Origin of the sequence: Streptomyces silvae, from assembly GCF_016745505.1 — a bacterium.
Classification (GTDB): Bacteria; Actinomycetota; Actinomycetes; order Streptomycetales; family Streptomycetaceae; genus Streptomyces; species Streptomyces silvae.
Map to the genome: position 1 here is coordinate 41,525 of NZ_JAERUC010000200.1, position 14,327 is coordinate 55,851.

Consider the following 14,327-nt stretch of genomic DNA (forward strand, 5'->3'; position numbering starts at 1 on the left):
GGGGTGGGACTGCGCTTCGATGCTGCCGGACACTTTCACAACAGTGGTGAGACAGCAATACTGTTGCACCTGATCGGTACACGGACACAGGCACGGATACGAGCACGGCACGACGGCACGGGAACCGCGGTGCCCGGCAAGGAGGAGTGGACATGGCGACCGGGACCGACGAGCCGACGCTGACCGTCGACGAACTGGCGGCGCGGGCGGGAGTGACCGTGCGCACCGTGCGCTTCTACAGCACCAGAGGACTGCTGCCCCCTCCGGTGATCGGCCCCCGGCGCGTCGGGCACTACGGGCAGGACCATCTCTCCCGGCTGGCCCTCATCGAGGAACTCCAGCACCAGGGCATGACGCTGGCCGCCATCGAGCGCTATCTCCAGCAGCTGCCGCCCGACCTGAGCGCGCAGGACCTGGCGATCCACCGCGCCCTGGTGGCGTCCTGGGCCCCGGACTCGGCCGAGGACATGGAGCGGGCCGAGCTGGAGCGCAGGGCGGGACGGCCCCTGAGCGACGTGGACGTGGACCGGCTGGGCGCCATGGGGGTCCTGGAGCGCCCCAGGAAGGCCGGCGGGCCCTTCCTGGTCGATCCGGGTCTGCTGCGGCTCGGGATCGAGCTGCTGGACGTGCCCATCGCCCACGAGACGATCCTCGCGGCACGCACGGTCCTGCTGGAGCACACCCGGTCGGCCGCCCACGAGCTGACGCGGCTGTTCCGGGACGAGGTGTGGAACCCGTACCGGGAGCGGGAGTCGGACCCGGAGCATGTGAAGGCGATGAAGTCGCTCACGGCCCATATGCAGCCGATGGTGCTCCAGGCCCTGCTGACGGCCTTCCAGCGCTCGCTGAAGGAGGAGCTGCGGGCCGCGTTCACCGCCGGTGAGGACGGGTGAACACGGCCCGGGCAGCCGTCAGTCGTGGAAGGTCTCGCCCCTCTCGGCCTTCTCCACCAGGAGTCCGGAGGGCAGGAACCGGTCGCCGTACCGCTCGGCCAGCTGCCGCGCACGCGCCACGAAACCGGGCAGGCCGCCCTCGTAGCCGTTGATGTACTGGAGCACGCCACCGGTCCAGGCGGGGAAGCCGATGCCCATGATGGAGCCGATGTTGGCGTCGGCGACGGTCATGAGGACGTTCTCCTCCAGACAGCGGACGCTGTCCAGCGCCTCGGAGAAGAGCATCCGCTCCTTCATGTCCTCGAAGGGCACGTCGGCGCCGGGCTTGGTGAAGTGCTCGCGCAGACCCGGCCAGAGGGCGCCGCGCCCGCCGTCCTCGCCGTACTCGTAGAAGCCCGCTCCCCCGCTGCGCCCGGGCCGCCCGAACTCGTCGACCATCCGGTCGATGACCGCGTCCGCGGGATGTGTGGCCCAGGTGCCGCCCGCCTCCTCGACGGCGCGCCGGGTCTCGTTGCGGATCTTGCGGGGCAGGGTGAGGGTCAGCTCGTCCATGAGGGACAGCACCTTGGCGGGGTAGCCGGCCTGCGCCGCCGCCTGTTCGACCGACGCGGGCTCGACGCCCTCGCCGACCATCGCGACGCCCTCGTTGATGAAGTGCCCGATGACGCGTGAGGTGAAGAATCCGCGGGAGTCGTTGACGACGATCGGGGTCTTCTTGATCCGGCGCACCAGGTCGAAGGCGCGTGCCAGGGCCTCGTCGCCGGTCTTCTCGCCCTTGATGATCTCGACGAGCGGCATCTTGTCGACGGGCGAGAAGAAGTGCAGCCCGATGAAGTCCACCGGCCTGCTGACACCTTCGGCGAGCACCGTGATGGGCAGCGTCGAGGTGTTGGAGCAGAGCAGCGCGTCGGGGTCGATGATGTCCTGGATCTCCTGGAACACCTTGTGCTTGAGCGCGGTGTCCTCGAAGACCGCCTCGATCACGGCGTCGCAGCCCGCGAGGTCGGCCGGGTCGCCGGTCGGGGTGATGCGGGCCAGGAGCTCGTCCCGCTTCGCCTCGGTCGTGCGGCCCCGGGAGAGCGCCTTGGCGAGGAGCTTCTCGCTGTACGCCTTGCCCTTGGCTGCGGCCTCGGTGGAGACGTCCTTGAGGACGACGTCGATGCCGGCGCGGGCGCAGGAGTAGGCGATGCCCGCGCCCATCATCCCGGCGCCGAGGACGGCGACCTTGCGGACCTGGCGCTCCTCGACGCCCTCGGGGCGGCTGGCCCCGGAGTTGACGGCCTGGAGGTCGAAGAAGAACGCCTGGATCATGTTCTTGGCGACCTGGCCGGTGACCAGTTCGGTGAAGTAGCGCGCCTCGATGGTCTGCGCGGTCTCGAAGTCGACCTGCGAGCCCTCGACCGCCGCCGCCATGATGTTGCGGGGCGCGGGCATGGGCGCGCCCGCGAGCTGCTTCTTCAGGTTGGCGGGGAAGGCCGGCAGGTTGGCCGCGAACTTCGGGTGGGACGGGGTGCCGCCGGGGATCCGGTAGCCCTTGACGTCCCAGGGCTGCTGCGACTCGGGGTGGGCGTCGATGAAGGCGCGGGCCTTGTCGAGCATCTCCTCGCGGGTGGTGGCGACCTCGTGGACGAGGCCGTTCTCCAGCGCCCGCTGCGGGGTGTACTGGGTGCCCTGGAGCAGGACCTTCAGCAGGGCGTCCGTGATGCCCATGAGCCGTACGGTACGGGTGACACCGCCGCCTGCGGGCAGCAGCCCGAGGGTGACCTCGGGGAGGCCGATCCGGGAGCCGGGGGCGTCCAGCGCGATGCGGTGGTGCGCGGCGAGCGCGATCTCGTAACCGCCGCCGAGCGCGGCCCCGTTGACGGCGGCGACGACCGGCTTGCCGAGGGTCTCGATGCGGCGCAGCGACCTCTTGATCGAGGTACCGGCGTCGAAGGCGTCCTGGGCGTTCTCGGGACCGATCCGGATCATGTCCTTGAGGTCGCCGCCGGCGAAGAAGGTCTTCTTCGCGGAGGTGTAGATGATGCCGCGGATCGAGTCCTTCTCGGCCTCGGCGCGTTCGGCGACGGCGGCGATGGAGTCGCGGAACGCCTGGTTCATCGTGTTGGCGGACTGGGTGGGGTCGTCGAGTACGAGGGTGACGACGCCGGTCTCGTCCTGTTCCCAGCGGATGGTCGTGCTCTCGGTCATTGCTGTTTCTCCGTAGGCAGGGATGGCCGGGGGACGGTCAGAGACGCTCGACGACGGTGGCGATGCCCATGCCGCCGCCGACGCAGAGGGTGGCGAGGCCGTAGCGCTTGTCCTGCCGCTCCAGCTCGTCGATGAGCGTGCCGAGGATCATCGCGCCGGTCGCGCCGAGGGGGTGGCCGAGCGCGATGGCGCCGCCGTTGACGTTGACCTTGTCGAGGCTCAGGCCCATGTCCCGGGCGAAGCGCAGGACGACACCGGCGAAGGCCTCGTTGATCTCGACGAGGTCGATGTCGTCGATGGTGAGCCCGGCCTTGGCCAGCGCCTTGCGGGTGGCGGGGGCGGGTCCGGTGAGCATGATGGTCGGCTCGGAGCCCGATACGGCGGCGGAGACGATCCGGGCGCGCGGGGTGAGGCCGTAGCGCTCGCCGGTCTCCTTGGAGCCGATGGCGACGAGGGCGGCGCCGTCGACGATCCCGGAGGAGTTGCCCGCGTGGTGGACGTGGTCGATCTTCTCGACCCAGTGGTACTTCTGGAGCGCCACGGCGTCGAAGCCGCCCATCTCGCCGATCGTCGCGAAGGACGGCTTGAGGGAGGCCAGGGAGTCGGCGGTGGTGCCGGGGCGCAAGTGCTCGTCGTGGTCGAGGACCAGCAGGCCGTTGCGGTCCCGGACCGGGACGACGGAGCGGGCGAAGCGCTCCTCCTTCCAGGCGATGGCCGCGCGCTCCTGGGACAGGGCGGCGTACTCGTCGACGTCGCGCCGGGAGAAGCCCTCGATGGTGGCGATGAGGTCGGCGCCGATGCCCTGCGGGGCGAAGCCGGTCTCGAAGCTGGTCATCGGGTCCATGGCCCAGGCGCCGCCGTCGGAGCCCATGGGCACCCGGGACATCGATTCGACGCCGCCCGCAAGGACCAGGTCCTCCCAGCCCGAACGGACCTTGGCGGCGGCCAGGTTGACCGCTTCGAGACCGGAGGCACAGAAGCGGTTCTCCTGGACGCCCGCGACGGAGTCCGGGAGGCCCGCGGCGATGGCGGCGATACGGGCGATGTCGGAGCCCTGGTCGCCGAGCGGGCTGACCACGCCGAGGACGATGTCGTCGATGGCCGCGGGGTCGAGGCCGGGGAACCGGTCGCGGATCTCGTGGATGAGGCCGACGACCAGGTCGATCGGCTTGGTGCCGTGCAGGGCGCCGTTGGCCTTGCCGCGGCCGCGCGGGGTGCGGATCGCGTCGTAGACGAATGCTTCGGTACTCAAGGCAGCTGCCTTTCGGGTTCGGGGCGGGGCGGGTGGGTCAGGAGAGCAGCGAGCGGCCGATGATCTCCTTCATGATCTCGGTCGTGCCGCCGTAGATGGTCTGGATACGGCCGTCGGTGAAGGCCTTGGCGACCCGGTACTCCGTCATGTAGCCGTACCCGCCGTGGAGCTGGAGGCAGCGGTCGGCGACCCTCTTCTGCAGTTCGGTGGCCCACCACTTGGCCATCGAGGCGTGGACGGCGTCGAGCGTCCCCTCGGAGTGGTCGACGATGCACCGGTCGAGGAAGGCGCGGGTGACGGCGCACTCGGTGGCCATCTCGGCGATCTCGAAGCGGATGTGCTGGAGCTTGGAGAGCGGGCGTCCGAAGGCCTCGCGCTCCTTGACGTACCGGGTGGTGATCTCCAGGAGGTGCTCGGCGGCGGCGATCCCGGCGACCGCTATGCCCATGCGCTCCTGGGCCAGGTTGGTCATGAGGTGGATGAACGCGCCGTCGAGCTCACCCAGGAGGTTCTCCTTGGGCACGCGTACGTCGTTGAAGAACAGCTCGGCGGTGTCCTGGGACTTCTGGCCGATCTTGTCGAGGTTGCGGCCCCGCTCGAAGCCCTCGGCGCCGCGCTCGACGACGAGCAGCGACAGGCCCTTCGCCCCGCCCTCCGGTGAGGTCTTGGCGACGACGATCACCAGGTCGGCGAGGATGCCGTTGGAGATGAAGGTCTTCGAGCCGTTGAGGAGCCAGTGGTCGCCCTTGTCCTCGGCGCTCGTGCGGATGCCCTGGAGGTCGGAGCCCGCGCCGGGTTCCGTCATGGCGATGGCGGTGATGGTCTCGCCGCTGCAGAAGCCGGGCAGCCAGCGCCGCTTCTGCTCCTCGGTGGCGAGGCCGGTCAGGTAGGGGCCGATGATGTCGTTGTGGAGGCCGAGCGCCAGTCCGGAGACCCCGGCCCGGGTGAACTCCTCGGCGAGCACCGCGCTGTAGCGGAAGTCGGCGTTGCCGCCGCCGCCGTACTCCTCGGGGACCGCGAGGCCGAGCAGCCCCTGACGGCCGGCCGCGAGCCAGGCCTCGCGCGAGACGATGCCGTCCTCCTCCCACTGCTCGTAGTACGGGAGGACCTCCTTGGCCAGGAAGGTGCGGACGGTCTCGCGGAACGCGTCGTGCTCCTCGGTGAAGATCTGCCGCTGCACTTCAAGCCCCCTGGAGCCAGTTCTTGACGGTGGAGATCAGCCGCGCCGGCTCGGGGCCGACGGGGATGACGTTGAGCATGGTGACGCCTGCCTCACGGAAGGCCTCGATGCGGTCGCGTACGTACCCCTCGGGGCCGCAGAGCGTCATGAGCTCGCAGAACTCGTCCGGGACGGCTGCCTCGGCCTCCCTCTTCTTCCCGGAGAGGTAGAGCTCCTGGATGGTGGCGGCCTCCTTCTCGTAGCCGTAGGCCACGGCGAGGTCGTTGTAGAAGTTCTTGCCGGGCGCGCCCATGCCGCCGACGTACAGCGCGATCTGCGGCCGGGCGAGGTCCCGGGCGGCCGCGGCGTCGTCGCCGATGGCGAGCAGGCCGCCCGCGACGGTCTGCAGGGGGCCGAGGGCCGGGTCGCGCTTCGCCGTGCCCTCCGCCAGTGCGGTGCCCCAGACCTGCTGGGCCTTCTCCGGGATGTAGAGGGTGGGCAGCCAGCCGTCGGCGATCTCGGCGGTCAGCGCCACGTTGGCGGGGCCGAGGGAGGCGACGTAGAGGGGGATGGTGTCGCGCACCGGCCGGGTGAGGATCTTCAGCGGCTTGCCGAGCTTGCCGCCCTTCTCCTCGGGCAGCGGCATGTCGGTGATCCCGTGGTGGTCGATGGTCTCGCGCCGCCAGATGCGGCGGCAGAGCTCGACGGTCTCGCGGGTCCGGCCGAGCGGCCTGTCGTACGGTTTGCCGTGCCAGCCCTCCACGACCTGCGGGCCCGAGGCGCCCAGGCCGAGCAGGGCGCGGCCGCCGGACACGGCGTCGAGCCCGGCGCCGGTCTGGGCGATGAGGGCGGGGGTGCGGGAGTAGACGTTGAGGATCGCCGCGCCGATCTTCAGGCGGTCGGTGCGGGCGGCGAGGTAGCCCATGAGGGTGGGCGAGTCGAAGCCGTACGCCTCGGCGACCCAGACGGCGTCGAGTCCGGCGGACTCGAGCTCCGCGACCTGGTCGCAGGCGGCGCGCGGGTCGCCCGCGTAGTCGAGCGGCAGGGAAAGTTCCATCAGCCGGTCGTTTCCTTCCCGGTGGTCAGCAGGCCCGGCAGGCCCCACTCCTCGGCGACGGCCTCGGTGTCCGCACCGGGCAGTGCGGGGCCGCCGCGTACGGAGACGGGCGTCGCGGAGAAGCGGGGTGCGGGGGCGGGCTGGGTGAGGCCGCCGTGCTCCACGTAGGTGGAGCGGGCGGCGAGGTGGGGGTGGTGGGGTGCCTCGCGGAGCGAGAGGACGGGGGCCACGCAGGCGTCCGTCCCCTCGAAGATCTCGGTCCACTCGGCTCGTGTACGGGTGGAGAACCGTTCGGCGACCAGGGCGCGCAGTTCCTCCCAGCGTCCGAGGTCGTTGCGGTCGGGGGCCTCGTCCCCGATCCCGAGGAGGCGGGTGAACTCCTCGTAGAAGCGCGGTTCCAGTGCCCCGACGGCCATGTACGCGCCGTCGGAGGTCGCGTAGGAGCCGTAGAAGGGGCAGCCGCCGTCCAGGAGGTTGGTGCCGCGCCGGTCCTGCCAGCTGCCGGCCGCCAGCATGCCGTGGATCATCGTGGCGAGATGGGCCGCGCCGTCGACGATGGCCGCGTCGACGACCTGCCCGGTCCCGCCGGGCGTACGGGCGTGCTGGAGGGCGGCAAGCACACCGACGACGAGGTAGAGCGAGCCGCCCGCGTAGTCGCCGACCAGATTGGCGGGCACGGTGGGCGGTTCACCGGCTCTGCCGATCATGGACAACGTGCCGGTCAGGGCGATGTAGCCGATGTCGTGTCCCGCCCGCTCGGCCAGCGGCCCGTCCTGGCCCCAGCCGGTCATCCGCCCGTAGACGAGCCTCGGATTGCGCTCCAGGCAGGCGTCGGGGCCCACGCCGAGGCGCTCGGCGACCCCCGGACGGTAGCCCTCGATCAGGACGTCGGCGCGCTCGACGAGGTCGAGGACCTGCCCGGCTCCGCCCTCGGACTTCAGGTCGACGAGGACCGACCGCTTGTTCCGGTTGGTGAGGTCGAAGGCGGGTTCGACGCCGATCACCGAGCCTCCGGGCCGGTCGACGCGCACCACGTCGGCGCCGAGGTCGGCGAGGAGCATCGCGGCGAACGGACCCGGGCCGATGCCCGCCAGTTCGACGACGCGCACTCCGGTCAGCGGGCCCTGCGATCCGCGTCCTGTCGTTGCCATCAAGCCCCCAGCGGTGTGACACAACTGATGTAACATCGATGATGCTAAGAAGCGACCGCGCTCCGCACAACCCTTTTGGCCGAGCAAGCGCTTAGTTCCTTCTCCCGGATCCTCTCGCACCGAGGCCCTCCCCCGGCGGCACGGCACAAGGAACACCTCGGCTACCCTCTGCCTGCCACATCGGCGCCGGCGCAGACGGAGGCACTCATGAACAGGCAGAGCGGGGCGGAACGCCCTTATGACGTCGTCCTTTTCGGAGCCACCGGCTTCGTGGGGGCGCTCACGGCCGAATACCTCGCGGCCCACGCGCCGGACGGCTGCCGCTGGGCCCTGGCGGGCCGCAGCCGCGCCAAGCTGGAACAGCTGCGCGACCGACTCGCCACGCACCACCCCCGCTGCGCGGACGTCCCCCTGCTGACGGCCGACGCGGACGACGCCGGCTCCCTGCGCGAGCTCGCCGGGTCGGCGCATGTCGTGGCGTCCACGGTCGGACCGTACGTCTGGTACGGCGAGAAGCTGGTCGCCGCCTGCGCGGACGCCGGGACCGACTACACCGACCTCACGGGAGAGGCCGAGTTCGTCGACCGGATGTACCTGGAGCACGACGGCCGGGCCCGCGAGACGGGGGCGCGCCTCGTGCACGCCTGCGGCTTCGACTCCGTACCGCACGACCTCGGTGTGTACTTCACCGTGCAGCAACTCCCCGAGGGCGTGCCGCTGACGATCGACGGCTTCGTCCGCACCAACGCGGTCTTCTCCGGCGGTACGTTCGCCTCGGCGCTCACCGCGCTGGGCCGTGGCCCGCAGATGGCGCGGGCGGCGCGGGAACGGCGTCTGCACGAGCCTCGCCTGGTCGGCCGCAGGGCCCGCGCCCCGCAGGGAGCGCCGCACTTCAGCCCGGGGACCGGCACCTGGGCCCTGCCGCTGCCGACGCTGGACCCCCGGGTCGTGGAGCGGTCCGCGCGGGGGCTGGAGCGTTACGGCCCCGACTTCCGCTACCGGCACTTCGCCTCGGTGAAGCACCTGCCGGTAGCGCTCGGCGGCACGGCGGCGACGGTCCTGCTCGCGGGGGCCGCCCAGATCCCCGCGGCGCGGGACTGGCTCTCCTCCCGCGTCGAGCCGGGCACCGGTCCCGACGAGCGGCGCAGGAAGCGCAGCTGGTTCACGGTCCGCTTCATCGGCGAGGGCGGCGGCCGGCGCGTGTGCACCGAGGTGTCGGGCGGTGACCCCGGTTACGACGAGACGGCGAAGATGCTGGCCGAGGCGGCTCTGGCGCTCGCCCTCGACGATCTGCCGGCGACGTCGGGTCAGGTCACGACGGCCGTGGCGATGGGCGACGCGCTGCTGGAGCGGCTGACGGCCGCCGGGCTGCGCTTCCGGGTCGCGGCGGTGCGCTGAGCCCCGGAGGGCGCGCGCACCCGGTGGGTCAGAGCATCCAGGACGCCAGTGTGACGACCATGGACACGGTCCAGCCGGCGCCCGCGAGGACGCCCAGGGTCATGCCCACAGCGACGCCGCGCTGGGAGAGACGTACGGTTCCGGTGCTCATCTGGGGTGCGTGGTGGTCGATCATGCGTACCAGCCTGCCCCTGATGTTCGACAACCAACATCCGTTTTTGTACTCAGTCGGCAACAGATCCCGGGCGGGCGGCGTCGGTTCGGCCGATCGTGCTTCCCGGGGAGGCGCCGGTCCGCCCGATCGCTTCCTTGAGGGCGGACCGGCAGAGGGCGTCGGCCGTGCGGGTGGTCTCCGGCTGACGGAAGTCGCGGGCCAGCGCGAGCGTATGGGCGCAGGCGTTGTCCAGGCCGGTGCGGTGGCCGACGGAGACGAAGACGGGTTTGGTGTCGTTCTGCGTGCGCAGGGCCCGGCCCACCTCCTCGTCACCGTCCATCAGCGGGGTGAAGTCGCCCCGCCGCGGCCCGGGTTCCTCGTAGCGGAAGGTGAAGGGGTTCTTCGCCACACCGATGACGGGCAGGCCGGTGAGGACGCCGAGGTGGCTGGCGAGACCGAATCTGCGCGGATGGGCCTGCCCGTAGCCGTCGCAGACCACGAGCCCCGGGTCCACCGGCAGGCCCTCCAGCGCCGCCAGGACGGCCGGGATCTCCCGGAAGGCCAGGAGGCCGGGGACGTACGGGAACGTCACGCGGCCGTCGGCGGTGGACCGGGCGATCACCTCCAGGGTCGCCGCGTCCAGGACGACGGCCGCCGCGACGACGAGGTCGCGCTCGTCGTCGTAGGCGACGTCGACGCCGGTGACCCGGCCCACCCCGGGCGGCGGGCCGGGCTCGTCCAGGACCACCCGTGGGCGCAACTCGTCCTGCACCGCGCGGGCTTCGGCCTCGTCGGCGGGCATCCGGAAAGTCGTCATGACGGGTCAGTCTAGGCAGCCGGTAGCCTGGCGATCATGTTCGTACTCGAGTTGACCTACACCGCACCGGTCGAGCGCGTCGACGCCCTGATGACGGAGCATGTGGCCTGGCTGGACGCGCAGTACGCGGCCGGGGTGTTCATCGCCTCCGGACGCAAGAACCCGCGCGACGGCGGTGTGATCCTGGCGGTGGGCGACGACCGTGCCGGGATCGAGCGGATCGCGGCCTCCGACCCCTTCGCGACGCACGGGGTGTGCGCCTACCGGATCACGGAGTTCGTCGCGACGAAGACCTCGGACGCGCTCGCGCCGTACCGGCAGCAGCCGGCCGGCTGAATCCCGGGCCCGGTCAGCCGATCAGCCCGCAGATGTCGGTGGTGGTGCCGTGCGCCATGGTCACGGTCCGGTGGCCGGAGGCGCTGATGAACAGGGTCCAGACGCCGTCGACGAGGTACATGCCGCGGTCGAGGTTGCCTTCCCCCACGCCGACCAGGACGGGTCCGAGCACCGACCAGAACTGCGAGCCGTCGGTGCGGTACTCGACGATCGCGGAGCCGCTCGCGTCCGCGTCGTGGAAGGCCCCTGTCTCCTGGTTGGTGACCCGGACGACGAGGTCGCCCTTGTACGCCACCCGCTTCGGTGACCCGTCCGGGTGCCGGTCCAGGACGCGCTGGACGACCTCGTCCACGACGGGTTCGCCGTGGATGGCGAAGTCGCAGCGCTGACCCGCCGCGACGTCCCAGGGCGCCGAGGGCGCGGGCTCCCAGCCGAGCGCGTGGCCGGGGCCCGGGCGGTCGGCGGCGGAGGTGGTGGCGGTGGCGGGCGTCGCGTGGGCGGGCGCCGCGCCCAGGGCGGTGGCCGCGGCGACTGCCGTCAGGAACTGCGCTGTTCGTCGCACGGTGACTCCTTGGGAACGTTCGGGAACGTGAGGAAGCGGTCGGACTGTGCCGGCCACAGCGTGCCCGCCGCTCCTGACCATTTGCTGACCATCCGCTGACCACGCCCGTTCACCCGTGCGTCCCGTCCCTATATGCTCTGCGTCGCCATGGAGTTCCGACTGCTGGGTCCGTTCGAGGCCCGTCACGACGGCGCGCGGGTCCAGGTCTCCGGCCGCCGTCAGGAGCGCTGCCTGCTGGCGATCCTGCTGCTCGACGCGGGACGGGTCGTGGCCACCGAGCGCCTCGCCGACCTGCTCTGGGACGGCGACGCCCCGGATTCCGCCCGCAGGACCCTCCACACCTACATCGGCCGGCTCCGCGCGCGGCTGCGGCCGTACGGGCTGCACATCGACACCCGGCACGGCGGCTACGCCCTCGACCCGGACGGCCACACCGTCGACGCCAGGGAGTTCGTCGCTCTCTGCGGCCGCGCACGGGCCACCGAGGACGCGGTGCGGCGGGTGCGCCACTACGACGAGGCCCTCGCCCTGTGGCACGGGCCGCTCCTCGCCGATGTGGCCGACGACGCGCTGCGCGACCGGCTCCGCGGCCATCTGACCGAACTGCGGCTGTCCGCGCTGGAACAGCGGGCGGAGGCCCGTCTCGAACTCGGCGAGCACGCCAGGGTGGTCGCCGAACTCGCTCCGGTGGTCCCCCGCCACCCGGAGAGGGAGCGCCTGGTCGCCGCGCACATGACCGCGCTGCACCGGAGCGGTCGGCAGGCCGAGGCCCTCGATCTCTACCGGCTCACCAGAAAGGCGCTCGTGAGCCGGCTCGGTGTCGAACCGGGCGCGGCCCTGCGGACCCTGCACGAGCGCATGCTGCGGGGCGATCCCCGGCTGGACCGGCCGCCGGGGCCCGTGTACGCGGTGCGGGTGGGCGGGGAGTGGCTGCCGTGGAGCACGAGCGGGCATCCGGCGCTCGAATTCTGCAACACCTATGCCGGCTGGCGCGATCCTCCGTCACCGGGATCCGAATGGCTGCGCGCGTACTCCACGCTGGCCGTCTGGGCGGGCCATCTGGATCTCGCGGAGGAGCCGCTCGTGTCGGGGCTGCTCACGCAGGCTCAGCAGCGGCCGGAGGAGGCCGCGGCCGTGCTGGAGGAGGCCCGGACGTTCCGTACGCGGCTGTACACCGCTCTGACCGACCCCGAGGACGTGCCGGCCTTCCAGGTGGTGGCCGCCGTGGCGCAGGAGGCGGCGAGGGTCTCCTCGTTCGTCCGGGGCGAGGACGGGCTGGGCCGTTGGCGGCTGTCCCCGTCCGCCGGGCTGCGGCTGCCGCTGCTGGGCGTGGCCCGCAGCGCGGCCGAACTGCTGGGAGACCCGGCCCGGTTCATGATCCGGGTCTGCCCGGGGGCCGGCTGCGGCTGGGTCTTCCCCGACGAGAGCGGCAGGCGCCGCTGGTGCAGCCTCGGCACCTGCGGCAGACCGCACTGACACCGTACGGCGCGCGGGCCCGAGGAGACCCGTACCGCTACCGCAGCCGCGCGATCCGGCCCTTCTCTCCGGCGGCCCAGCAGCCGCCGTCCGGGGCGCAGTCGACCGTGTCGTACGAGCCGGTGTCCACGGTCCGCCAGGTGCGCCCGCCGTCCCGGGTGACATCGGTTCCGGTCGGGCCCACGGCGAGCGCCGAACTCCGGCTGCCGGGCAGCCAGGCGACGCCGGACCGGTAGGCGGGCGGCGGGGTGGCCGCGTCGCGCCAGCTCCGGCCGCCGTCCCCGGTGACGGACGCGGCGTCGGGCGACTCCTCCCCCGCGCGGTAGTCGCCGCCGACCGCGATGCCGTGCGTACGGTCCCGGAAGGCGAGGCCGAAGACCCCGCGCGCCGGATCACCCGCCGGGATCCGCGCCCCGGCCTCCTTCCAGGTCAGGCCGCGGTCGGCGGAGTGCAGCACCCGGGAGGACGCGGCGCCGCCGGTGGCGAGCCAGACGTCCTTGCCGCCCGAGCTGACGAGGCACTGACCGCTCGCCGCGAACCCGGCCTCGCCCGGCTGCGCGGCGGGCATCCCCCGGTCGGGCAGCACCCGCCAGTTCCGCCCTCCGTCCGAGGTCGACAGGATGCGGAACTTCCCGTCCACCGGGTCGCTCATCGCCAGTCCGTGGCGGCTGTCGAAGAAGGTCAGGCAGTCGTAGAAGGCGCGGGCGTCGGTGTTACGGAAGGACTCGGTCCAGGTCGCGCCCCCGTCCTCCGTACGGAAGACCCGGGACGCCTCGCCCTCACCGATGGCCAGCGCCACCGCCCGCCGCCGGTCGAAGGCCTCGATGTCCCGGAACTCCAGCCCGGCCGCCCCGTCCGGTGAGACGTCGCGCCAGTGGCGCCCCGCGTCCGTGGTCCGCAGCACCGTGCCCCCGGTGCCGGCGGCCCAGGCGGTGTCGCGTCCGACGGCGGCGAGACCGCGGAAACGCGCGTCCGTCCCCGTCGTGGTGGACACCCATCGCGGTGTGCGGTCGCCGTGCCCACCGGCCGTGGCCTGCGCCGACGGTGCGGCCAGTGCGGCGGTCACCGCCGCCCCGCAGAGCACCGGTGCGATCAGCCGTCTCGTCTTCCCCATGGGCCTCATGGCGCTGGAAGCTAACCCACCGGCGGGCGGGCGTCCAGGGTGCGCCGGGCGAAACGGGGCAGTCGATCAGAGGGAGACGGGGGCGGTGACGCAGCTCACGCCGTCCGCCGGTGCACGGATGGAGGCGTTCCGTCGTCTACTCCAATGCCGGGAACCGTTCGTCCGAGGCGAGAGGGAGCAGGTCTTGTCCAGCGTTATCGAGCAGTCCGTGCAGGCCCGTATGGTCGCGTCCGCGCCGCGTATGGAGACTCTGCCCGCCACTCTGCACTACGACCGCACGGACCCCTTCGCCGTCCGCATGGCGTTCCCGGCACCGGCGACGCTCGAAGGCACCGAGGTGTCCTGGGAGTTCTCCCGGGAGCTGCTCACCACCGGCATGGACGCGCCGGCCGGTGTCGGTGACGTTCGGGTCCGGCCCTTCGGCTACGACCGTACGGTGCTGGAGTTCCACGCGGTCGAGGGCATCGCGATGGTGCATGTGCGGACCTCCGAGCTGCGCCGCTTCCTGAAGCGGGCGCAGGAGCTGGTCCCGGTCGGGGACGAGCACCGCTTCATGGACCTGGACGGCGACCTGACCGATCTGCTGGGCGGGCCCGCCTAGGGCGTGTTTTGAAAGTCCCGCCCCTCCCTCCCTCGTTCCTCTCTCCCGGAACGCGGCCGGAATTCGGTTGCGTGGCCACGGGGACGGCTCGTAGCGTTCCTGTTGCCCCTGTTGTCGTCGGATCGGAGAAGGACGTTGCTCCACATCTGAGGTGTCCG

14 protein-coding genes are annotated in these 14,327 nt (G+C 72.0%); 5 read left to right on the plus strand and 9 right to left on the minus strand.

Annotation, left to right across the window (positions count from 1 at the left end; all coding sequences use genetic code 11):
- Positions 1 to 152: 152 nt before the first annotated feature.
- The gene (locus JKV81_RS33440; RefSeq protein ID WP_124275889.1) at positions 153 to 893 is read left to right on the plus strand and encodes a MerR family transcriptional regulator; all 741 of its coding nucleotides are present in this window, start codon (positions 153 to 155) and stop codon (positions 891 to 893) included.
- An 18-nt stretch (positions 894 to 911) separates the two neighbouring features.
- Here JKV81_RS33440 and JKV81_RS33445 read toward each other — a convergent pair whose 3' ends face one another.
- Genes JKV81_RS33445 through JKV81_RS33465 form a run of 5 tightly spaced genes read right to left on the minus strand, consistent with a single transcriptional unit; the run spans position 912 to position 7,702 of the window.
- The gene (locus tag JKV81_RS33445) at positions 912 to 3,083 is read right to left on the minus strand and encodes a 3-hydroxyacyl-CoA dehydrogenase NAD-binding domain-containing protein (RefSeq protein WP_129266744.1); all 2,172 of its coding nucleotides are present in this window, start codon (positions 3,081 to 3,083) and stop codon (positions 912 to 914) included.
- Positions 3,084 to 3,120: 37 nt separating this feature from the next.
- A complete protein-coding gene (locus JKV81_RS33450) occupies positions 3,121 to 4,335 on the minus strand; it encodes an acetyl-CoA C-acetyltransferase (protein ID WP_202079401.1) in 1,215 nt (404 codons plus the stop codon).
- Between the two features lie 37 nt (positions 4,336 to 4,372).
- Positions 4,373 to 5,515: an acyl-CoA dehydrogenase family protein gene (locus JKV81_RS33455; protein ID WP_129266745.1), complete on the minus strand. Its 1,143-nt coding sequence runs from the start codon at positions 5,513 to 5,515 to the stop codon at positions 4,373 to 4,375.
- Between the two features lies 1 nt (position 5,516).
- Complete coding sequence (locus JKV81_RS33460) at positions 5,517 to 6,551, minus strand: LLM class F420-dependent oxidoreductase (RefSeq protein ID WP_202079403.1); 1,035 nt, start codon at positions 6,549 to 6,551, stop codon at positions 5,517 to 5,519.
- A complete protein-coding gene (locus tag JKV81_RS33465; RefSeq protein ID WP_129266747.1) occupies positions 6,551 to 7,702 on the minus strand; it encodes a CaiB/BaiF CoA transferase family protein in 1,152 nt (383 codons plus the stop codon). Before JKV81_RS33465 ends, JKV81_RS33460 begins: the two co-directional genes overlap by 1 nt.
- A gap of 207 nt (positions 7,703 to 7,909) precedes the next feature.
- Here JKV81_RS33465 and JKV81_RS33470 point away from each other — a divergent pair, with 207 nt between their 5' ends.
- The gene (locus tag JKV81_RS33470; protein WP_202079405.1) at positions 7,910 to 9,100 is read left to right on the plus strand and encodes a saccharopine dehydrogenase family protein; all 1,191 of its coding nucleotides are present in this window, start codon (positions 7,910 to 7,912) and stop codon (positions 9,098 to 9,100) included.
- Between the two features lie 28 nt (positions 9,101 to 9,128).
- Here the strand turns inward: JKV81_RS33470 and mmpA are convergent, their stop codons facing one another.
- Positions 9,129 to 9,275, minus strand: a complete 147-nt coding sequence (mmpA, locus tag JKV81_RS33475) for a morphogenic membrane protein MmpA (protein ID WP_014152821.1) — start codon at positions 9,273 to 9,275, stop codon at positions 9,129 to 9,131.
- A gap of 49 nt (positions 9,276 to 9,324) precedes the next feature.
- A complete protein-coding gene (locus tag JKV81_RS33480; RefSeq protein WP_202079407.1) occupies positions 9,325 to 10,071 on the minus strand; it encodes an endonuclease V in 747 nt (248 codons plus the stop codon).
- A 36-nt stretch (positions 10,072 to 10,107) separates the two neighbouring features.
- Between JKV81_RS33480 and JKV81_RS33485 the strand changes: the two genes are divergently transcribed.
- Complete coding sequence (locus JKV81_RS33485; RefSeq protein ID WP_202079409.1) at positions 10,108 to 10,407, plus strand: YciI family protein; 300 nt, start codon at positions 10,108 to 10,110, stop codon at positions 10,405 to 10,407.
- Positions 10,408 to 10,420: 13 nt separating this feature from the next.
- On the opposite strand, the gene JKV81_RS33490 is transcribed toward JKV81_RS33485, so the two are convergent.
- A complete protein-coding gene (locus JKV81_RS33490) occupies positions 10,421 to 10,969 on the minus strand; it encodes a hypothetical protein (RefSeq protein WP_129266749.1) in 549 nt (182 codons plus the stop codon).
- Between the two features lie 147 nt (positions 10,970 to 11,116).
- Between JKV81_RS33490 and JKV81_RS33495 the strand changes: the two genes are divergently transcribed.
- Complete coding sequence (locus JKV81_RS33495) at positions 11,117 to 12,445, plus strand: BTAD domain-containing putative transcriptional regulator (protein ID WP_129266750.1); 1,329 nt, start codon at positions 11,117 to 11,119, stop codon at positions 12,443 to 12,445.
- Positions 12,446 to 12,482: 37 nt separating this feature from the next.
- On the opposite strand, the gene JKV81_RS33500 is transcribed toward JKV81_RS33495, so the two are convergent.
- On the minus strand, positions 12,483 to 13,568 hold the full coding sequence (locus JKV81_RS33500; protein WP_129266751.1) for a WD40/YVTN/BNR-like repeat-containing protein: 1,086 nt from the start codon (positions 13,566 to 13,568) through the stop codon (positions 12,483 to 12,485).
- A gap of 184 nt (positions 13,569 to 13,752) precedes the next feature.
- Here JKV81_RS33500 and ssgD point away from each other — a divergent pair, with 184 nt between their 5' ends.
- Positions 13,753 to 14,169, plus strand: coding sequence for a spore wall synthesis regulator SsgD (ssgD, locus tag JKV81_RS33505; protein WP_129266752.1), 417 nt, complete (start codon positions 13,753 to 13,755; stop codon positions 14,167 to 14,169).
- Positions 14,170 to 14,327: the final 158 nt, after the last annotated feature.